Origin of the sequence: Saccharopolyspora mangrovi, assembly GCF_035320975.1 — a bacterium.
Lineage (GTDB): Bacteria > Actinomycetota > Actinomycetes > Mycobacteriales > Pseudonocardiaceae > Saccharopolyspora > Saccharopolyspora mangrovi.
In genome coordinates this window covers 142,012-161,622 of record NZ_JAWLNX010000001.1, presented here as the reverse complement: position 1 = coordinate 161,622, position 19,611 = coordinate 142,012, and the positions used below count along the sequence as shown (strand labels likewise).

The following is a 19,611-nucleotide window of genomic DNA, read 5'->3' as shown; positions in this document are numbered from 1 at the left end:
CTCGTGGGCGGCCGGTTGTGGGTGAAGTACCCTGAGCACTGTGAATCCCGACGTCGCAGCCTCCCTCAAGGAACTGTCCAACACGCTCGAAGGCATCGAGAGCGTGATGGATCTCGACGCACTCCGCGCGGAGATCGCTGAGCTGGAGAAGGAGGCGGCCAAGCCCGACCTCTGGGACGACGTCGAGAACGCCCAGCGGGTCAGCAGCCGCCTCGTGCACCGCCAGTCCGACCTGCGCCGCATCAGCGAGCTCCGCCAGCGGGTCGAAGACCTCGAGGTCCTCTACGAGCTCAGCGAGGACGAGGGCGACAGCTCCGGTCTGGCCGAGGCCGACGAGGAGCGCGAGCGCCTGGCCAAGGACCTCGAAACCCTCGAGGTCCGCACCCTGCTCTCCGGCGAGTACGACCCGCGCGAAGCGGTGGTCACCATCCGCGCCGAGGCCGGTGGCGTCGACGCCGCCGACTTCGCCGAGATGCTGATGCGCATGTACCTGCGCTGGGCCGAGCGCCACGACTACCCGGCCGAGGTCTACGACACCTCCTACGCCGAAGAGGCCGGCCTGAAGTCGGCGACCTTCCGGGTCAACGCCCCCTACGCCTACGGCACCCTCTCGGTCGAGCAGGGCACGCACCGCCTGGTGCGCATCTCGCCGTTCGACAACCAGGGCCGCCGCCAGACCTCCTTCGCCGGCGTTGAGGTGCTGCCGGTCGTCGAGGAGACCGACCACGTCGACATCCCGGAGAAGGACATCCGCGTCGACGTCTTCCGTTCCTCCGGTCCCGGTGGGCAGAGCGTGAACACCACCGACTCGGCCGTGCGCATCACGCACATCCCGACCGGTGTGGTGGTCTCCTGCCAGAACGAGAAGTCGCAGCTGCAGAACAAGGCCGCCGCGATGCGCGTGCTGCAGTCCAAGCTGCTGGCCCGCAAGAAGGAGGAGGAGCGCGCCGAGCTAGACGCCCTCAAGGACGGCGGCTCCAGCTGGGGCAACCAGATGCGTTCCTACGTGCTGCACCCGTACCAGATGGTCAAGGACCTGCGGACCGAGCACGAGGTAGGCAATCCCGACGCGGTGCTCGACGGCGACATCGACGGCTTCCTCGAGGCCGGGATCCGCTGGCGCCGCCAGCAGCAGAGCGTGGCCTGATCAACCCCCTGCGGGTCGATCAAAACCCCTGGTCAAGGCTGGTGCAGCCACCTCTGTGGGTGAGTGCGGGTCGCCCCATCGGGCGGGGGTAAACTCCCCGCCGTGATCCGCCTTGAGCACGTGTCCAAGACGTACAAGACGTCGACCCGGCCCGCTCTCGACGATGTCTCGGTGGGCATCGACAAGGGCGAGTTCGTGTTCCTCATCGGGCCATCGGGCTCCGGTAAGTCGACGTTCATGCGCCTCCTGCTGCGCGAGGATGTGCCCAGCCGTGGCCGGGTCTTCGTCGCCGACTGGAACGTGGCGAAGCTGCCCCGCCGCCGAGTGCCCCGGCTGCGCCAGCGCATCGGCTGCGTCTTCCAGGACTTCCGGCTGCTGAACAACAAGACCGTGGCGGAGAACGTCGCGTTCGCGCTGGAGGTCATCGGCAAGCCCCGCGGCGACATCCAGCGGGTCGTCCCGCAGGTGCTGCAGCTGGTGGGCCTCGACGGCAAGGCCGACCGCATGCCCAACGAGCTCTCCGGTGGTGAGCAGCAGCGCGTCGCCATCGCCCGCGCCTTCGTCAACCGGCCGCTGGTGCTGCTGTGCGATGAGCCGACGGGAAACCTGGACCCCGACACGAGCCAGGACATCATGCTGCTGCTGGAGCGGATCAACCGCACCGGCACCACCGTCGTGATGGCCACGCACGACCACGGCATCGTCGACTCGATGCGCCGTCGCGTCGTGGAGCTCAGCCTCGGCCGGGTCATCCGCGACGACGCCCGCGGCGTGTACGGCGTCGGCCGCTGATCCGGCGCGACCCGATCGCCCGGCCCGTGCACCCGAGGACACACACCCCCGAACGGCAGGAAAGCTGACCCAAGATGCGTGCGAGCTTCGTATTCAGCGAGGTCGTCAACGGCCTTCGGCGCAACGTGACGATGACCATCGCGATGATCCTGACGACCGCCATCTCGGTGGGTCTGCTCGGTGGCGGTCTGCTGGTGGTCCGGCTCATCGACAAGATGCAGGACACCTACCAGGACCGCGTCGAGGTCGTGGTGTTCATGACCGACGACGTCAGCGCCAACGACACCGACTGCAGCCAGCAGCCCTGCGCCGCGGTCAAGTCGGCGCTGCAGGGCGCCGAGGGCGTCGAGTCGGTCAAGTACGAGAACCGCGAGCAGGCGTTCGCCAGCTTCAACAAGGTCTTCGAGTCGCAGCCGGAGCTCAAGGACGTCGCCCGCGCCGAGGCGATGCCCGCGTCGCTGCGCGTGAAGCTCAGCGATGACGCGCGGTTCCCGCAGATCCAGGCTGAGTTCGCCAGCAAGCCGGGGGTGGACAGCGTCGTGGACCAGGCCGAGTACCTGGACCGGCTGTTCGACATCCTCAACGGCGTCCGCAACGCGACCTTCTCCATCGCGCTGGTGCAGGCGTTGGCGGCGCTGCTGCTGATCTCCAACACCATCCAGCTCTCGGCGTTCACCCGGCGCACCGAGACCGGCATCATGCGCTTGGTGGGTGCGACCCGCTGGTACACGCAGCTGCCGTTCCTCCTGGAAGCGATGGTGTCCGGTCTGATCGGTGCGGTCCTGGCGATCGGTGGCCTGCTGATCGCGAAGGCGGCGTTCATCGACAGCGTCATGGGCCCGGTGCTGGGCACCGGCATCATCCCGGCCGTCGAGTGGGGCGACATCGCGCTGATCTCGCCGATCTTGCTGCTGGTCGCGGCAGCGATCTCCGCGGTCACCGGCTACGTCACGCTCCGCCTGTACGTGCGGCTGTAACCTGGTGCTCGGCGGTCCCTCGCGCAGGGGCCGCCGAGTTCGGTTTAAACGGGTGACACGAGGACTAGAGTTGTTCGAATGGTGAAGGAACGCGGCCGCAAGGTCATCTCGCAGAACCGCAAGGCGCGGCATGACTGGTCGGTGCTCGACACCTACGAGGCTGGCATCGCGCTGACCGGTACCGAGGTCAAGAGCCTGCGCCAGGGCAAGGCGCAGCTGGTCGACGGCTTCGCCACGGTGGACGACGGCGAGGTCTGGCTGCGCAACGTCCACATCCCCGAGTACACCGAGGGGACCTGGACCAACCACGAGCCGCGTCGTTCCCGCAAGCTGCTGCTGCACCGGCACGAGATCGAGCGGCTGGTCGGCAAGATCAAGGAGAGCGGGCTGAGCCTGGTGCCGATGTCGCTGTACTTCAGCGACGGCAAGGCCAAGGTCGAGCTCGCCCTGGCGCGCGGCAAGAAGGCGCACGACAAGCGCCAGGACATCGCCAAGCGCGACGTGGAACGCGAGATCCAGCGCGCCATCGGGCGCGCGCGAAAGGGCCGGCGCTGACTTGACGGCACCGCGTGACGACAACCGAATTCCCGCCTGGATCGACGAACTCGGCTTACCGGGCCTGATCGACATCCACACGCACTTCCTGCCGCCGAACGTGCTGGACAAGGTGTGGGCGTACTTCGACAACGCCTCCGAGCACTACGGCACGCGGTGGGACATCTTCTACCGCCACGACGAGCCCACCCGGGTGCGGCTGCTGCGCGAGTTCGGCCTGCGCGCCTACGCCCCGCTGGTCTACGCGCACAAGCCGGCGATGGCCGCGTGGCTCAACGACTGGGTGCGCGACTTCGCCGAGCGCACCCCGGACGCGCTGCCCACCGCCACCATCTACCCGGAGCCCGGTGTCGGCGACTACCTCGCCCGCGCGCTGGACCGCGGTGCTCGCTGCGTGAAGATGCACGTCCAGGTGGGCGGGTTCGACCCCCGCGACCCGCTGCTCGACCAGGCTTGGGGCCTGCTCGCCGAGACGGGCGTGCCGGTCGTGGTGCACTGCGGGCACGGCCCGATCCCCGGTTCCTACACCGGGCTGGACGTGTTCGAGGGCGTGCTGCGCAGGCATCCGAGGCTGACGGCGGTGCTCGCGCACGCCGGAATGCCCGACTACCTCGCCGCGTTGAACCTGGTGGAACGCTATCCGCGGGTCCACCTGGACACGACGATGGTCGGCGTGGTCTTCAGCGAGCAGTTCGCCCCGCTGCCCAAGGACTGGGCAGCCCGGATCGCCGCCCACCCGGACCGGATCGTGCTGGGCACCGACTACCCGAACATCCCGTACCAGTACGCGGATCAGCTCGCGGCCATCGCCGAGTGGGCCGCCGGCGAGCAGCGGCTGGGCAGGACCTTCCTGCGCGCGGTGCTGCACGACACACCGGCGAAGCTGCTGGGCTTGAACGTGTGAGGGGATGTGGGAATGATCGGCAGGACCCGACGCGTTATCCTGTTGGACACCGGTTCGAAAGCCGGATGAGTGGAGTGAAGACATGGGGGTGAACGGTTTCGACTCCGTACGTTGATCCTTGGGAAGCGTGCCGGTGCAGGCGGGAGACCACCGTGAGCGTCGCCGCAAACAAATAAGCGCCGACAAGAGTCAGCGCGAGTTCGCCCTCGCCGCCTGAGCGAGGAGCGACTCTGTCGGACCGGGAAAGCCTCCGTCCCGGAATCCGGCATCAGCTAGGAGGCTCCACTGCGAGGTTCGGTCGCGGGACCTCGTGGGACATCGAACAGCGACTGGGCTCGTCACACCGGCTAGTTCGCGAGACCGGTGGAGCCGAGTAGAGGCATAGCGGACTGCGCACGGAGAAGCCTTGGTGAAGCGACGGAGGACCCGGGTTCGATTCCCGGCACCTCCACTGACCTCGGGGCGAGGTGTGTTCGCGCAACGCGCGAACCACCTCGCCCCGTCGTGTTGGTGGCGGGGGCTGAGCCCCCGCAGGCCCCCACGGCGCGGTGGTCGCCGGTCCCGCTGGTGTTGTTGCGAAGCGTTGGACTTTCTCGCTCGATCTCGGGGCAAGCGCCTGGCGAGCCGCAGCCAGGACGAAAGTCCTGGTCAGGGTGCGTTCTTACCCGAACGGGGTGATGCTGGCCGGAGAGGAGTTCCACTAGGAGGGGGCGGTCGAGATGTCCAGTCCGGAGACCGGCAAGCAGGCCGGTGGCCAGCATCGCGCAGGGCAGGGGGTGCCTGAGCAGCAGGTGTCCGAGCCGCGGGCGCCCGAGGCGGGTCGGGAGTGGGCGGTGTCCCGGGCCAGGTCCGACGCCGCCGGTTCGGGGTGGTTGGCCTTCGGCGGCTGGATGCTGGTGCTGGCCGGGGCCTTCAACGTCATCTCCGGGCTCACGTCGCTGTTGCGGCCCGACTACTTCGTGGCCGACGGCGACGAGCTGCTGGTGTTCGACTTCGGCGCCTGGGGCTACATCTGGCTGGCCGTCGGCATCCTGGCGGTGCTGACCGGTGCGGGCTGCCTCGCGGGGCAGCGGTGGGCCCGGATGATCGGGGTCGGCCTGGCCGGGCTGTCGGCGATCGCGCACCTCGCGTTCATGGCGGCGTTCCCGCTCTGGAGCCTCGCCTCGATCGCGCTCGCGGTGCTCGTCATGTACGCCATGGTGGTTCCGGACCGGGACGCCGTCGCCTGACCGCGGCGGCTCCCGGCCTGACCGGTATCACGAGATGCGCTCGGCGGAGAGCCGCAGGTGCTCGACGTGGTCCTCCACGGCCGAGACCAGGCCGGCGTCGTCGGCCAGGGCGGTGTCCAGCGCGGACAGGACGCGCCGTGCGGCGTCCCTCGACCGGGCCAGCGGGACCAGCTCGTCGGCCCGGGGATCGCTGACCGGTCCGTCGCGCAGGTGGATCAGCCACCCGGCCAAGGCCGCGACCGGGGCCTCCGGCATCCGCTGCACGGCGCGCTCGGCGCGCAGCACCGGCAGGATCCGAGCGGGGAGCTTCTGGGAACCGTCGGCGGCGATCTGCACCAGGTTGTGCCGCACCCCGCGGGAGGAGAAGCGCAGCAGCAGGCGCTGCCGGTAGTCGGCCAACTCCGATGCGGGCAGCGGCGTGTGGCGCGCCGCGACGTCCCACCACGACGCGGTCAAGTTCGCCAGCACCGGGTGCTGGACGGCCTCGTCGACCGTCGCGCAGCCCAGCGCGGAGCCGGCGTAGGCCAGCAAGGTGTGCGCCCCGTTGAGGAACCGGAGCTTGCGCTGCGCGTACACCGAGAGGTCGTCGACGAACCGGGCCCCGGCCTTCTCCCACGCGGGCCTGCCGAGCGGGAAGTCCCCGGACAGCAGCCACTCGCTGAACGGTTCGGTCACCACGGGAGCCCGATCTTCGAACCCGGTGAGCTGCGCGGCGGTGGCGACGTCCTCCTCGGTCGTGGCGGGCGTGATGCGGTCGACGACCGTGTCGACGTAGGACACCTGGTCCTCGAGCCACGAGCGGAAGTCCGGCGCCTCTCCCGCTGCGGCGGTGCGCAGCGCCTCGCGCAGCACGCCGCCGTTGCCGGGGAGGTTGTCGCAGGGGACGAGTGCGATCGGGGCGCCGCCGGCGCGGTGCCGCCCGCGCAGACCGGCCAGGACGCGGCCGATCGCGCTCCCGTCCTGATCACCCCGGTACCCGGCCTCGGTGATCGTCAGCGTCAGCAGCGCCACGTCCGGCGACGCCAGATCGGCGAGCCACTGGTCGGTGTCGCCACCGGGATGAGCCCGGCTGATCGCATCGACGATCACGGCCTCCGGTTGTCCCTCTCCGCGCACCTGCAGCGAGAACAGGCCGTCCTGCTCGGCGAGCCTGCGCGGCAGTTCGGTGTTGCGGAACGTGTACGCCGCGATGCCCCACTCCGGGTCGGCCATCGTGTAGACGGCCTGGTGGGCCCGGTGGAACGCGCCGAGTCCGAGGTGGACGGCGCGCACCGGAGCGGGCGGGCGCGCCTGGGCGGAAGCGCGGGTCAGTCGTGTCGTCACAGGCGGAACGCCCTTCGCGGCTGGCGGTCGTGGAGGTCGTGGATGATGCGGGCGGCGTCGTCCTCGCTGAGCACGTGCTCGGCGACGAGTCCGGCCAAGTGGGCGGCATCCACCCGGCGGGCCGTGTCGTGGCGGGCTGGGATGGAGCAGAACCCGCGGGTGTCGTCGATGAAACCCGCGCTCCGGTAGAAGCCGGCGGTTTCGGTGATGGCGTCGCGGAAGCGGCGCATGGCGCGGGGAGCGTCGAGGAACCACCACGGTGCGCCCAGGTAGACCGAGGGGTAGAACCCGGCGAGGGGAGCGAGTTCGCGGGAGAACACCGTCTCGTCCAGGGTGAACAGCACCGTCTGGAACCGCGGGTTCGTGCCGAAGCGCTCCAGCATCGGTTGCAGCGCGCGGGTGAACTCCGCCTGCAGCGGGATGTCGTGGCCGGTGTCGGGTCCGAACCGGCGCAGCGTGTCCGGGTGGTGGTTGCGCCTGCTGCCGGTGTGCAGCGCCATGACCATGCCGTCCTCGCTGGACATCCGGGCCATCTCGCCGAGCAGCTGCTGCGACAGCAGCCGCGCGTCCTCGGTGGTGGCCGTGCCGGATCGGACCGCCTCGAACAAGCGCCGCGCCTCGGCGATGTCCAGGAACGCCATGCGCGCATCGGGGGCGCTGTGATCGGTCGCGGTGGCGCCGTGCGCGCGGAAGTGCTCCCGGCGGTCCTCCAACGCCCGGACGAGCCCGTCGTAGTCGCCGGTGTCGATGCCGCTGGCGGCGGCCAGGTCGTCCAGCGCCGCCGTCCAGCCGGAGCCGGTCGCGTCGAGGTGGCGGTCGGGTCGGAAGGTCGGCACGACGCGGCCCGACCAGGACGGGTCCTCGGCCAAGGCCCGGTGGTGGGACAGGTCGTCGGCCGGGTCGTCGGTGGTGGCCAGCACTGCGATCGCGAACGAGTCGTGCAGCGCGCGCGGCCGGAACTCGGGCTCGCGCAACCGCGCGGTGAGCTCGTCGAACAGCTCGTCGGCGGTGTCGGCAGAGGGCTGCACCGTCACGCCGAGCACGTCGTGCAGCTCGGCCTCCAGCCAGCCGCGGGACGCGGTGCCGAGGAACAGGTGCCAGTGCTCGCAGAAGGTCCGCCACACCTCCCGCGGCTGGGCCGGGGCGGTGTCGCCGGTGCTGTCGCGCAGTCCGAGGTCGGCCATCGGCACGCCGTGGGAGTGCAGCAGGCGGGTGACGTAGTGGTCGGGCGTGACCAGCAGCGACGCGGGGTCGGTGAACGCCTCGTCGGTCGCGAGCAGCCGGGCGTCGACGTGACCGTGCGGGCTGATCAGCGGGAGGTCGCGCACGCTCTCGTAGAGCCGCCGCGCGATGCCCCGCTGGGACGGTTCCGGCGGGAGGAGCCGGTCCGGGTGCGGGGCCAGCGGTACCCGGCCGGTCGAGCGAGGCGGGGCGGGGGAGTCGTGCTCGTGGCCGTGCGGGGACCCGGGAGTTGCTGCCGTGCCGCGTTCCATACCGGCAGCGTGGTCATCGGGCGCAACGGATGCAACTAGTTGCCATCAGTTGTCATGCGCGTGGAGCGCCGGTGGAGCCCCGGGTCACGAGGTGGGCGTCGAAGAGCGTGGGATCGATCCGCGCGTGATGGGTGAGCTGGGCGTGCAAGGCATCGACGGCGGACCGGCCGAGCCGTTCGGTCGGACCGGCGATCGTGGTCAGGCCGGGGGAGGTCAGGTCCGAGCCGAAGATGTCGTCGCACCCGATGAGGCTGAAGTCCGCGGGCACGCTGACGCCGGCCGCCTGCACGCGCTGCAGGGCGCCGATGGCGATGAGGTCGTTGTAGGCGATCGCGGCGGTCGCGCGCTCCAGCATCAGGGCGTCGGCGGCTTCGTGGCCGCCCTGCACGTTCGGCACGTGCGGGCCCAGGAACGTCGCGTCGAGACCGAGCGAGCCGGATTCGTCCTTCATGGCACGCCAGCGCGCGCTGTTGATCCATGAGTTGCGGGGACCGGCGAGGTAGGCGATGCGGCGATGCCCGATGGCGGCCAGGTGCCGAACGGCCTTGCGCATCCCACCCGCGGTGTCGACCACGAGACTGGGGATTCCCTCGATCTCGCGGTTGACGATGACCAGCGGGCGGTGCTCGGCGATCTGGCGGATGACGTCGTCGGACAGGCGGGAGGTGGCGAGGATGGCGCCGCTGGTGGTGGCCAGCAGCTGCCGCAGGTTGCTGGCCTCGACGTGCGGTGACTCGTCGCTGTCGGTCAGCGCGAGCGTGTAGTCCTTCTCCAGCGCCTGGGACTGGGCCGCCTTGATCAGCGGCACGTAGTACGGGTTGGCGATGTCGGTGACGACCAGGGTGATCGTCCGCGTGCGGCCGGGCGCCTCCGCGCGCGCCAGCGGCCTGGGCAGGTAACCGATCTCCTCCGCGGCGGCGCGCACCTTCTCACGGGTGGCGGGGTTGACCCGGCTGGGGTGCGAGAAGGTCCGCGACACGGTGGAGGCCGCGACGCCGCAGCGCTGCGCGACGTCGTAGATCGTCGGCTTGGTCCCGTCCACCGCGTACCTCCGTGGCCCTGCGCTGTTGATGTTGGCAACAAATGGCAACTGATTGCCAGTCTAGGGGGTGGCTCCTACGTTGAACCGACCACGAGGCGGCCACCGCACCGATCACCAGGACCCGGCGGACAGGCGACCGCTCGTCGTTCCAGTCAAGGAGGACCAGTGCTCATCGAGCGCGCAGACGTCATCGTCACCAGCCCCGGGCGCAACTTCGTCACGCTGAAGATCACCACGGACGACGGGGTGGTCGGCTACGGCGACGGCACGCTCAACGGCCGGGAGCTGGCGGTGGCCAGCTACCTCACCGACCACGTCGTCCCGCTGCTGGTCGGACGCGACGCGCACGCCATCGAGGACACCTGGCAGTACCTCTACCGCGGCGCGTACTGGCGGCGCGGTCCGGTCACGATGGCCGCGATCGCCGCCGTGGACACGGCCCTGTGGGACATCAAGGCCAAGGTCGCCGGACTGCCGCTCTACCAGCTGCTCGGCGGGGCCTCCCGCGAGCGGTGCCTGGTCTACGGCCACGCCAGCGGCAAGGACATCCCCGAGCTGTTCGACTCGGTGCGCGCGCACCTCGAGGAGGGCTTCCGGGCGATCCGCATCCAGACGGGCGTGCCGGGGCTGGACTCGGTGTACGGCGTCGCCTCCAGCGCGGCCGCCTCGATCGGGGACGACACGCGCTACGACTACGAACCCGCCCGCCGCTCGGCGCTGCCCGCGGAGGAGAGCTGGGACACCCGCGCCTACCTGCGCCACGTGCCCTCGGTGTTCGAAGCCGTCCGCGGCGAGTTCGGCGAGGACGTGGCGCTGCTGCACGACGCGCACCACCGGCTCACCCCGATCCAGGCGGCGAAGCTGGGCAAGTCGCTGGAGCCCTACGACCTGTTCTGGCTCGAGGACGTGACCCCGGCCGAGAACCAGGAGGCGCTGCGCTGGGTGCGCCACCACACCACGACGCCGCTCGCCATCGGCGAGGTGTTCAACTCCGTGTGGGACTACCAGCACCTGATCCGCGAGCAGCTCATCGACTACGTGCGCTCGCCGATCACGCACGCGGGCGGCATCAGCAGCGTGCGCCGGATCATGGACTACGCGGCGATGTACCAGGTCAAGTCCGGCATGCACGGGCCGACGGACGTCTCGCCGATCGGGCTGGCGGCCGCAGTGCACTTGGGCATGGCGCTGCACAACTTCGGCATCCAGGAGTACATGGTCCACAGTGAACGGACGCGGGAGGTGTTCGGGCCGACGCACGAGTTCGCCGGCGGTGGCCTGCGGCCGAGCGAGGAGCCCGGTCTGGGCATCCACTTCGACGAGGCCCTGGCGGCCGAGCACCCCTACGAGCGGGCGTACCTGCCGGTGAACCGGCTCCAGGACGGAACGGTCCACGACTGGTGACGTCCGCCACCGCCTCTGCTGCCCCATCCTTGACACCGTCGGCGCTGCCAGCTCGGCAGCGATGCCCGCCAGATCGGGAGAAGTTCACGTGCGCGTCACATCACGAGTCGAGCGAGTGGAACGAGCCGGTGACCGGGTCGACGTCCACACCGATGGCGTCGAGATCCGGCTCATCGTCGTGGCCGACGGAATCCTGCGCGTCCGGGCCGGTTTCGACGGCGATTTCGCCGAGGAGTCCTACACGCTCACCACGACGGCGTGGCCGGACCGGCTCGACGAGTTCATGGGGCCCGAGCGCACGCGGGTGACGCCGCTGCCGCTCGACGTCGACGACCTGGGCGACGTCGTCAGGGTGACCGGCGGGAACCTCCGCGTGGACATCGAGAAGGACCCGTTCCGGATCCGCGTCCACGACGACGAGGGCACCCTGCTGCACTCGGACGTCGTCGGCCTCGGGTACCTGCAGGATTCCAACGGTCGCCGCATCCACACCAGCGAGATCTCGCGGGACGACGCCTTCTACGGCTTCGGCGAGACCACGGGCCCGCTGGACAAGGCGCAGAAGCTCATCACGATGAGCCCGAAGGACGCCCTCGGCTACGACCCGCGCGAAACCGACCCGCTGTACAAGCACATCCCGTTCTACCTGAAGATGAACAGGCAGAACCGCAAAGCGGTCGGGTACTTCTACCACAACACCCACGACTGCGACTTCGACCTCGGCCGGGAGCGCAGCAACTACTGGCCGCCGCACAGCCGCTACCGCGCCGACGGCGGCGACGTCGACCTCTTCCTGATCGCCGGCCCGGGCATCCGCGACGTCGTGCAGCGCTACACCGCGTTGACCGGCAGGCCGCCGCTGCTGCCCAAGTACGCCCTGGGCTACCTCGCCTCGTCGATGTACTACTCCGAGCTCGACGCCGACAGCGACCGCGCGATCACCGAGTTCATCGACATCGCCAGGGCCGAGGACATCCCCGTCGACGGCTTCCAGCTGTCCTCGGGCTACACGGCGCAGGACACGGAGGCCGGGTCGAAGCGGTGCGTCTTCACCTGGAACGAGCGCCGCTTCCCCGACCCCGAGGGGTTCTTCGCCGCGATGGCCGAGCGTGGCATCACCGTGTCGCCGAACGTCAAACCCGGCGTCCTCGACGTCCACCCCCGCATCGAGGAGTTCAGCAGCGCGGACGTCTTCGTCACCCGCAGCGCCGACGCCGCCGCGACGGCCGGTGACGGCCCCGCCGTCGGCGCGTGGTGGGGCGGACCGGGCAGGTTCGTCGACTTCACCAAGCCCGCCGCCCGCGAGGCGTGGCAGCGCTGGCTCACCGAAGCGGTCCTGGACAAGGGCACGACGTCGGTCTGGAACGACAACTGCGAGTACGACGGCATCATCGACGCCGATTCCGGCGTCGACTTCGAAGGCGCAGGCGCGACCATCGGTCGGCTGCGCAACGTCATGCCGAACCTGATGTGCCGGGTGACCCGCGACAGCATCGCCGCGACGAACCCGGCGGCCCGCCCCTACATCGTGTGCCGCTCCGGCCACGCGGGAATCCAGCGTTACGCCCAGAGCTGGGCGGGCGACAACTCCACGTCCTGGGAGTCGTTGCGGCACAACATCGCCACGATCCTCGGGATGGGCCTGTCCGGATTCCCGCACCACGGCTGCGACATCGGCGGGTTCCACGGCCCCGCACCCGAGCCCGAGCTGCTGGTGCGGTGGGTGCAGCACGGCGTCTTCCAACCGCGGTTCTCGATCCACTCGGTCAACTCCGACAACACGGTGACCGAACCGTGGATGCACCCCGCCCACACGCACCACGTGCGGGACGCGATCAAGCTGCGCTACCGGCTCTTCCCGTACCTGTACTCGCTCGCGGCGCGCGCTGCGGCGACCGGATGGCCGATCATGGAACCGCTGGTCAGCGCGTTCCAGAACGACGCCACCCTCGACGAGACGTCCGAGGAGTTCATGCTCGGCGACGCGCTGCTCGTCGCCAACGTGCTCACCCCGGGGGCGAGCACCCGCGTCGTCCGGCTCCCGGAAGGCGAGGTGTTCTACGACGCCTGGACCCGGGAGCGCCACGAGGGCGGGCAGGTCGTGGAACTGCCGGTGGACCTCGGCTCGATCCCGCTGTTCCTGCGCGGCGGCGGCATCGTGCCGGTCGCGGAGAACCAGCTGCACAGCCTCACCCGGGACGCGGTGACGGACCTGCGGTTGATCTGCGTGCCCGAGCGCGACGCCCACTTCACCCTCTACGAGGACGACGGCCTCACCCGCGCTCACGAGGACGGCGCGTTCCGCGAGACCGATGTCCGGATGACCGCGGGCGAGCAGGTGCGCCTGGAGCTGACCCGGCGCGGTGAGCACCGGAGCACCGTCGAGCGACTCCTGTTCGACGTCGTCCGGCCCGGGCAGTGCCCGCACTGGGTCGCCCTCGACGGCACCCGCCTCCCGCAGCACCTCCACCGCGGTCGCTTCGACGCGGCGGAAGTCGGCTGGCACTACGACATCGAGCTCGGATCCGTGCTGATCAAGACCCCCGACCCCGGCGGCGATCTCGCCGTCACGATCTCGTTCGAGCCCGTCGACATGATCGGCATGTGAGAAAGGCAGCCATGAGGAATCGATTGATCAGCGGCACCGTCGCCCTGGTCCTCGTTGCGGCCCTCGCCGCGTGCGCGCCGGCGTCCGGCGCGCGAACGAGCGCTGAGGCGACGCCCGAGAACCCCTTGGTGTTGACCTTGGCGAACAACCTCGATGACGACCACGTCACCTCCCGAGCGCTGGCCTCCTTCGCCGAGGACGTCAAGCGGCGCAGCGGCGGCCGCGTCGTGGTCAAGATCTACGGCAACGGTCAGCTGGGCGCCGAACCCGACGTGCTCGGCCAGCTGCACGAGGGCATCGTCGACATGACCCGCACCAGCGCACCGGGCCTGGCGACCTACGCCCCCGGCTACCACACCTTCGGTCTGCCCTACGTCTTCAACTCCGAGCAGGAGTTCTACGAGGTGATGGATTCGCCTCAGATGGCCGAGTACTTCCGATCGACGGAGGACGAGGGCTTCGTCGGACTCACCTACTACAGCTCCGGCGCGCGGTCCTTCTACACCCGGAACACACCGGTGCGCACCCCGGAAGACCTGCGCGGGATGAAGATCCGCGTGCAGGACATGCGATCGCAGACCGACCTGGTCGGCGGTCTGGGCGCCGCCCCGGTCGTGATGGCCTTCAGCGACACCTACACCTCGCTGCAGACCGGCCTGATCGACGGCGCCGAGAGCAACGAGACGGTGCTCACCGAGAGCGCGCACGGCGAGGTCTCCCACGCGTTCTCGAAGACCGAGCACACCCGGATCCCCGACGTGCTCGTGATCAGCACCCAGACGTGGGAGCGGCTCGCCCCGGCCGACGAGCAGATGCTCGCCGACGCCGCCCGAGCTTCGACCGAGCAGCAGAAGGCCGACTGGGCCAAGACCACCGAGCAGGCGATCGCCGAGGCGAAGGCGATGGGCGTCGAGTTCATCACCGACGTCGACACCACGTCCTTCCGCGAAGCGTCCCGGCCGGTGGTCGACTCCTACGCCCGGCAGCACCCGGAGGTCGCGGAACTCCTCTCCGTCATCACGGCCGGGAAGCGAGGCACACCATGACCGCACTCGATCGACTGCACGGGGTGCGACGAGCGCTCGGCGGCGCGCTGGCGGGCTTAGCCGGTGCCCTGCTCGTCATCATGACCCTGCTGGTGCTGTACCAGGTCTTCACCCGCTACGTCGTCGGCTCGCCCGCGGCCTTCACCGAGGAGCTCGTGCGCTACGCGCTCATCTGGACGTCGATGGTCAGCGCCGCGTACGCGTTCCTCCACCGCAAGCACATGGCGCTCGCCGTCCTGGTGGACCGGTTCTCGCCGGCGACCCGGCGGGCGCTGGTCCTCGGCTCGGACGTGCTCGTGCTGGTCTTCGCCGTGGTCGTGCTGGTGATCGGCGGCACGATGCTGGCGTTCAGCGCGGCCGCCAACTACTCGGCCCTGCTGGGCATCTCCCGGGGCCTGGTCTACGCGATCGGCCCGGTCGCCGGGCTGGCGATCGCGTTCGCGCAGGTGCTCAACATCTGGGAGGACCTCATCGGTGAGGTCTCGATCGAGACGGAGGGGACGGACTGATGAGTGCTCTGGCCGCTGTCGCCATCCTGTTCGGCGCGTTCTTCGTCCTGCTGTTCGGGGGCGTGCCGATCTCGGTCTCGCTCGGGGTCGCCTCGTTCGTCACCGCGCTGGCGTTCCTGCCGTGGGACGACTCGACCTACATCATCGGGCAGCAGATGAACGTCGGCCTCGAGAGCTTCTCGCTGCTGGCCGTCCCGCTGTTCATCTTCGCGGGCAACATCATGAACACCGGCGGCATCGCCCGCCGCCTGGTCGACCTGGCGCTGGTCGTGGTGGGCCGGGTTCCCGGCGCGCTGGCGCACACCAACGTGCTGGCGAACATGCTGTTCGGCGCGCTGTCCGGCTCGGCCGTGGCGTCGGCCGCGGCGATCGGCAGCACGCTGCACGATCGCCAGCGCGAAGCCGGGTACGACCCGGCGTTCGGGGCCGCGGTCAACATCGCCTCGGCCCCGACCGGGCTGCTCATCCCGCCGACGACGGCCGCGATCGTCTACTCGACCGTGGCGGGTGGCGTGTCCGTCTCGGCGCTGTTCATGGCGGGCTACGTGCCGGGCATCCTGATGGGCCTGGTGATCATGGTGATCGCCTTCGTCGTCACCCGGCGGGCGGAGTACCCGAAGGCCGCCCGCGTCACCTCGAGCGAGGCCATCCGGTGCCTGTTCCGGGCGCTGCCCGGCCTGCTGCTGATCGTCGTGGTGGTGGGCGGCATCGTGTTCGGCGTCTTCACCGCGACCGAGGGCGCGGCGGTGGCCGTGCTGTACACGCTGGTGCTGTCGCTGGCGTACCGGAGCATGTCGTGGACGGCCTTGAAGGACGTGGTGACCCGAACGGTCGTCGCGACCGGCGTCGTCATGTTCCTCATCGCGGCCTCCACGGGAATGTCGTGGGTGATGGCCTACACCGGCATCCCGGCGGCGATCACCGAGGCGCTGCTGTCGGTCTCGGACTCGCGGGTGGTCATCCTGGGGCTGATGCTGGTGGTGCTGCTGGTGGTGGGCACGTTCATGGACATCACACCGGCGATCCTCATCTTCACCCCGATCCTGCTGCCGATCTCCGAAGAGCTCGGTATGGACCCGGTCCAGTTCGGCATGGTGCTCATCCTCGCGATGTGCATCGGCACCATGACACCGCCGGTCGGTTCGGTCCTGTTCGTCGGGACCAGCGTGAGCGGGGAGTCGATCGAACGAGTCGTCCCGAAGCTGATCCCGCACTTCGCCGGGCTGATCCTGCTGCTCATCGCCGTCACCTTCATCCCCGCGCTGTCCCTGGCGCTGCCGGGCATGATGGGCCTGCTCGAGTAGCTCCTCCGCTGGAAGAGCGCCCTGCCCCGCGCAGGGCGCTCTTCTTCGTTTCGGGGCGCGCTGCTGATCCGGCAGACCGCGTCCGGTGTGGACGGTGATCGACCGACGTGGGCGGGAAGATCGGGCTGCGGCCTCGTCCGCGTCGAGCGCGGTGGTGGCGCGCTCCCGGCCGATGACGGCGAGCAGCGGCCGAACCCGAGCGTGGCAGAATGCGCGTGTTCGAAAAACCCAGAGTATCCACACGACCACGGGCGATGAAGGGTTCGGAACCGGTGACCGAGAGCAGCACACCGACGATGCAGGACGCGCTGCTGGCGCTGCAGCGCTACTGGACCGGACGAGGCTGCATGATCATGCAGCCGTTCAACACCGAGGTCGGAGCGGGTACCGCCAACCCCGCCACCATGCTGCGGGTGCTGGGTCCTGAACCGTGGCACGTCGGCTACGTCGAGCCCAGCGTCCGGCCCGACGACGCCCGCTACGGCGAGAACCCGAACAGGCTGCAGACCCACACCCAGTTCCAGGTCATCCTCAAGCCCGACCCGGGCAACCCGCAGGAGCTCTACCTGGGCAGCCTCGAAGCGCTCGGCGTCGACACCGAGGCGCACGACATCCGCTTCGTGGAGGACAACTGGGCCTCGCCCGCCCTGGGCGCCTGGGGCCTGGGCTGGGAGGTCTGGCTCGACGGGCTGGAGATCTCGCAGTTCACCTACTTCCAGCAGGCCGGTGGCCTGGTGCTCGACCCGGTGTCGGTGGAGATCACCTACGGCATCGAGCGCATCATCATGGCGCTGCAGGGCGTCGAGCACTTCAAGGACATCCAGTACTCCGACGGCGTCTCCTACGGCGAGATCTTCGGCCAGTCCGAGTACGAGATGAGCCGCTACTACCTCGACGACGCCGACATCGAGGCCACCCAACGCATGTTCGACACCAGCGCCGCCGAAGCGGACCGGCTGCTGGACCTGCGGCTGCCCTCGCCGGCCTACGTGCACGTGCTCAAGTGCAGCCACATGTTCAACGTGCTCGACGCGCGCGGCGCGATCAGCACCACCGAGCGCGCCAAGGCCTTCGGGCAGATGCGCAGCCTCACCCGCCGCGTCGCCCAGCTGTGGGCCGAGCGCCGCGAAGAGCTCGGCCACCCGCTCGGCGTCGTCGAAGCCACGCCGCCCGCCGCGGCCGGCGAGCTGCCGGTGGTGAGCGAACCGGCGACGCTGCTGTTCGAGATCGGGCTGGAGGAGCTCCCGCACGCCGACGTGTCCACGATGGCCGGTTCGGTGCGGGACTCGCTGGAGTCCAAGTTCGCCGGAACCCGCCTGGCGCACGGCGAGATCAGCGCCCACGCCACGCCGCGCCGGATCATCCTGCAGGTCGCCGACGTCGCCCCCGCCGAGCCCGACGCCGAGCGGACCGTGCGCGGGCCGAAAACCTCCGCCGCCTTCGGCGAGGACGGCACGCCGACCAAGGCCGCGCAGGGCTTCGCCGGCAAGCACGGCGTGGCGCCCGAAGACCTCAGCCGCGTCGAGGCCGACGGCGTCGAGCACGTCGCCGTCGTGCGCACCGAGCAGGGCCGCACCGCCCCGGCCGTGCTGTCCGAACTGCTCGCCCAGCAGGTCGGCGAGCTGCGGGCCGACAAGAACATGCGCTGGCGCGACCCGAAGCTGTCGTTCAGCCGCCCGGTCCGCTGGCTGCTGGCGCTGCTCGGCGACACCCCGCTGCCGGTGGCGGTGTCCTCGCTGCTCAGCGGCACCACGACCCGCGTGCACCGCACGGCCGCCGAGCCCGAGGTGGCGGTGCCCTCCGCCGACGGCTACCTGGAGTTCCTGGCCGGGCACGGCATCGTCGCCGACGCCGCCGAGCGCCGCCGCAGCATCGTCGGCACCGCCACCGAGCTCGCCGCGAGCGTCGGTGGCACCGTCGACTTCGCCGGTGAGGCGGGCCTGGTCGACGAGGTCACCAACCTCGTCGAGCGGCCCAACCCGATCCTCGGCGGGTTCGCCGAGCGCTACCTGGAACTGCCCGAGCAGATCCTCACCACCGTGATGCGCAAGCACCAGCGCTACCTGCCGGTGCGTGGCGAGAGCGGTCTGCTGCCGCACTTCATCGCCGTGGCCAACGGGGACTGCGACACCGACCTGGTCCGCGAGGGCAACGAGTCGGTGCTGCGCGCCCGCTACGAGGACGCGGCGTTCTTCTGGCGCGCCGACCTCAAGCGCGAGCCCGAGGAACTGCGCGAAGGCCTGCACAAGCTGACCTTCGAGGAGCGCCTCGGTTCGATGGCCGACCGCGCCGACCGCATCGCCCGCGTCGCCGTCGCCCTCGGCGGCACCACCGGGCTGTCCGAGGACGACCAGGCGACCGTGGCGCGCGCGGGTGAGCTGGCGAAGTTCGACCTGGCCTCGCAGATGGTCGTCGAGCTCTCCGGCCTGGCGGGCACGATGGCCCGCGAGTACGCGCTCCGCGCGGGCGAAACCCCCGCTGTGGCAACGGCCCTCGCCGAGATGGAGCAGCCGCGCGGGGCCGGCGACAAGCTCCCGGAGACCAACCCGGGCGCGGTGCTGGCGCTGGCCGACCGGTTCGACCTGCTCGCGAGCCTGTTCGCGATCGGGGCCAACCCGACCGGCAGCTCCGACCCGTTCGGCCTGCGCCGCGCCGCCGGTGGTGCGGTGACGATCCTGCGCGCCGCCCCGGCCGCCAGCGCCGTCACGCTGCGCGCCGGTCTGGTGGCGGCGCGCGCCGAGGTCGCCGCGCAGGGGTCGACGCTCAGCGACGAGGCGCTGGCCGAGGCGCACGACTTCATCGTCCGCCGCTACGAGCAGCAGCTCCTCGACGCCGACCACGAGCACCGGCTCGTGCAGGCCGTCCTCCCGCTCGCCGACGCCCCGGCCGTGGCCGACACGACGCTGGCCGAGCTGGAGAAGCGGATCAACGACGAGGACTTCGCCGCCCTGGTCGCGGTGATCCAGCGGGCCCGCCGCATCGTCCCGGAGGGCACCGAGCCCACCTACGACGCGGCCGCGCTCACCGACCAGGCCGAGCGCGACCTGCACGCCGCGGTCGCCGAGGTAGCCGAGCGGCTGTCGGGCAGCACCACCCTCGCCGAGTTCACCGCGATCGCCGGACCGCTGGTCGTCCCGATCAACACGTTCTTCGACGAGGTCATGGTCATGGCCGAGGACCCAGGCCTGCGCGCGGCCCGCCTGGGCCTGCTGGCGACCATCACCAGCCTCGCCGACCAGATCCTCGACTGGCGAGCCCTCTGACCCGCGGAGGCGTGG

At 70.3% G+C, this 19,611-nt stretch carries 15 protein-coding genes and 1 other RNA gene; 13 read left to right on the top strand and 3 right to left on the bottom strand.

The window, feature by feature from the left end:
- Positions 1-40 precede the first annotated feature (40 nt).
- The 7 genes from prfB to R4I43_RS00775 all read left to right on the top strand — a co-directional run bounded on the left by prfB (position 41) and on the right by R4I43_RS00775 (position 5,604).
- Positions 41-1,147, top strand: a complete 1,107-nt coding sequence (gene prfB, locus R4I43_RS00805; RefSeq protein WP_324263520.1) for a peptide chain release factor 2 — start codon at positions 41-43, stop codon at positions 1,145-1,147.
- Between the two features lie 102 nt (positions 1,148-1,249).
- Complete coding sequence (gene ftsE / locus R4I43_RS00800) at positions 1,250-1,939, top strand: cell division ATP-binding protein FtsE (protein ID WP_125091433.1); 690 nt, start codon at positions 1,250-1,252, stop codon at positions 1,937-1,939.
- Positions 1,940-2,013: 74 nt separating this feature from the next.
- Entirely contained in the window at positions 2,014-2,916 is a 903-nt protein-coding gene (gene ftsX / locus R4I43_RS00795) for a permease-like cell division protein FtsX (protein WP_324263519.1), read from the top strand.
- 78 nt (positions 2,917-2,994) lie between these two features.
- Complete coding sequence (smpB, locus tag R4I43_RS00790; RefSeq protein WP_093414952.1) at positions 2,995-3,471, top strand: SsrA-binding protein SmpB; 477 nt, start codon at positions 2,995-2,997, stop codon at positions 3,469-3,471.
- A gap of 1 nt (position 3,472) precedes the next feature.
- Positions 3,473-4,375 carry an amidohydrolase family protein gene (locus R4I43_RS00785; protein WP_324263518.1) on the top strand — a complete coding sequence of 301 codons (903 nt, stop codon included), beginning with the start codon at positions 3,473-3,475 and terminating at the stop codon, positions 4,373-4,375.
- Between the two features lie 84 nt (positions 4,376-4,459).
- Positions 4,460-4,829, top strand: a transfer-messenger RNA (tmRNA) gene (ssrA, locus tag R4I43_RS00780).
- A 265-nt stretch (positions 4,830-5,094) separates the two neighbouring features.
- Positions 5,095-5,604: a DUF7144 family membrane protein gene (locus R4I43_RS00775; protein ID WP_324263517.1), complete on the top strand. Its 510-nt coding sequence runs from the start codon at positions 5,095-5,097 to the stop codon at positions 5,602-5,604.
- Between the two features lie 27 nt (positions 5,605-5,631).
- On the opposite strand, the gene R4I43_RS00770 is transcribed toward R4I43_RS00775, so the two are convergent.
- From R4I43_RS00770 to R4I43_RS00760, 3 genes are read right to left on the bottom strand one after another with little or no spacing between them, the layout of a single operon-like run.
- Positions 5,632-6,927: a mannitol dehydrogenase family protein gene (locus tag R4I43_RS00770; protein WP_324263516.1), complete on the bottom strand. Its 1,296-nt coding sequence runs from the start codon at positions 6,925-6,927 to the stop codon at positions 5,632-5,634.
- Positions 6,924-8,420, bottom strand: coding sequence for a glucuronate isomerase (gene uxaC, locus R4I43_RS00765; RefSeq protein ID WP_324263515.1), 1,497 nt, complete (start codon positions 8,418-8,420; stop codon positions 6,924-6,926). Before uxaC ends, R4I43_RS00770 begins: the two co-directional genes overlap by 4 nt.
- A gap of 52 nt (positions 8,421-8,472) precedes the next feature.
- Positions 8,473-9,462 carry a LacI family DNA-binding transcriptional regulator gene (locus tag R4I43_RS00760; protein ID WP_324263514.1) on the bottom strand — a complete coding sequence of 330 codons (990 nt, stop codon included), beginning with the start codon at positions 9,460-9,462 and terminating at the stop codon, positions 8,473-8,475.
- A gap of 165 nt (positions 9,463-9,627) precedes the next feature.
- Between R4I43_RS00760 and manD the strand changes: the two genes are divergently transcribed.
- From manD to R4I43_RS00730, 6 genes are all read left to right on the top strand, one after another.
- Positions 9,628-10,866 (top strand): D-mannonate dehydratase ManD, encoded by a 1,239-nt coding sequence (gene manD / locus R4I43_RS00755; RefSeq protein WP_324263513.1) that lies wholly within the window; start codon positions 9,628-9,630, stop codon positions 10,864-10,866.
- An 88-nt stretch (positions 10,867-10,954) separates the two neighbouring features.
- Positions 10,955-13,474: a glycoside hydrolase family 31 protein gene (locus R4I43_RS00750; RefSeq protein ID WP_324263512.1), complete on the top strand. Its 2,520-nt coding sequence runs from the start codon at positions 10,955-10,957 to the stop codon at positions 13,472-13,474.
- Positions 13,475-13,485: 11 nt separating this feature from the next.
- A complete protein-coding gene (locus R4I43_RS00745; protein ID WP_324263511.1) occupies positions 13,486-14,520 on the top strand; it encodes a TRAP transporter substrate-binding protein in 1,035 nt (344 codons plus the stop codon).
- Positions 14,517-15,029, top strand: coding sequence for a TRAP transporter small permease (locus R4I43_RS00740; RefSeq protein ID WP_324263510.1), 513 nt, complete (start codon positions 14,517-14,519; stop codon positions 15,027-15,029). Before R4I43_RS00745 ends, R4I43_RS00740 begins: the two co-directional genes overlap by 4 nt.
- Positions 15,029-16,333, top strand: coding sequence for a TRAP transporter large permease (locus R4I43_RS00735; RefSeq protein WP_324263509.1), 1,305 nt, complete (start codon positions 15,029-15,031; stop codon positions 16,331-16,333). The genes R4I43_RS00740 and R4I43_RS00735 overlap by 1 nt, the downstream gene beginning before the upstream one ends.
- Before the next feature lie 272 nt (positions 16,334-16,605).
- Positions 16,606-19,596 carry a glycine--tRNA ligase gene (locus R4I43_RS00730; RefSeq protein WP_324263508.1) on the top strand — a complete coding sequence of 997 codons (2,991 nt, stop codon included), beginning with the start codon at positions 16,606-16,608 and terminating at the stop codon, positions 19,594-19,596.
- The last annotated feature ends 15 nt before the right edge of the window (positions 19,597-19,611 follow it).

Coding starts and splice junctions, on each gene's coding strand:
- ftsX (WP_324263519.1), top strand. CDS start 2,014: ATGCGTGCGAGCTTCGTATTCAGCGAGGTCGTCAACGGCCTTCGGCGC.
- uxaC (WP_324263515.1), bottom strand. CDS start 8,420: ATGGAACGCGGCACGGCAGCAACTCCCGGGTCCCCGCACGGCCACGAG.
- R4I43_RS00740 (WP_324263510.1), top strand. CDS start 14,517: ATGACCGCACTCGATCGACTGCACGGGGTGCGACGAGCGCTCGGCGGC.
- R4I43_RS00735 (WP_324263509.1), top strand. CDS start 15,029: ATGAGTGCTCTGGCCGCTGTCGCCATCCTGTTCGGCGCGTTCTTCGTC.
- R4I43_RS00745 (WP_324263511.1), top strand. CDS start 13,486: ATGAGGAATCGATTGATCAGCGGCACCGTCGCCCTGGTCCTCGTTGCG.
- smpB (WP_093414952.1), top strand. CDS start 2,995: ATGGTGAAGGAACGCGGCCGCAAGGTCATCTCGCAGAACCGCAAGGCG.
- R4I43_RS00775 (WP_324263517.1), top strand. CDS start 5,095: ATGTCCAGTCCGGAGACCGGCAAGCAGGCCGGTGGCCAGCATCGCGCA.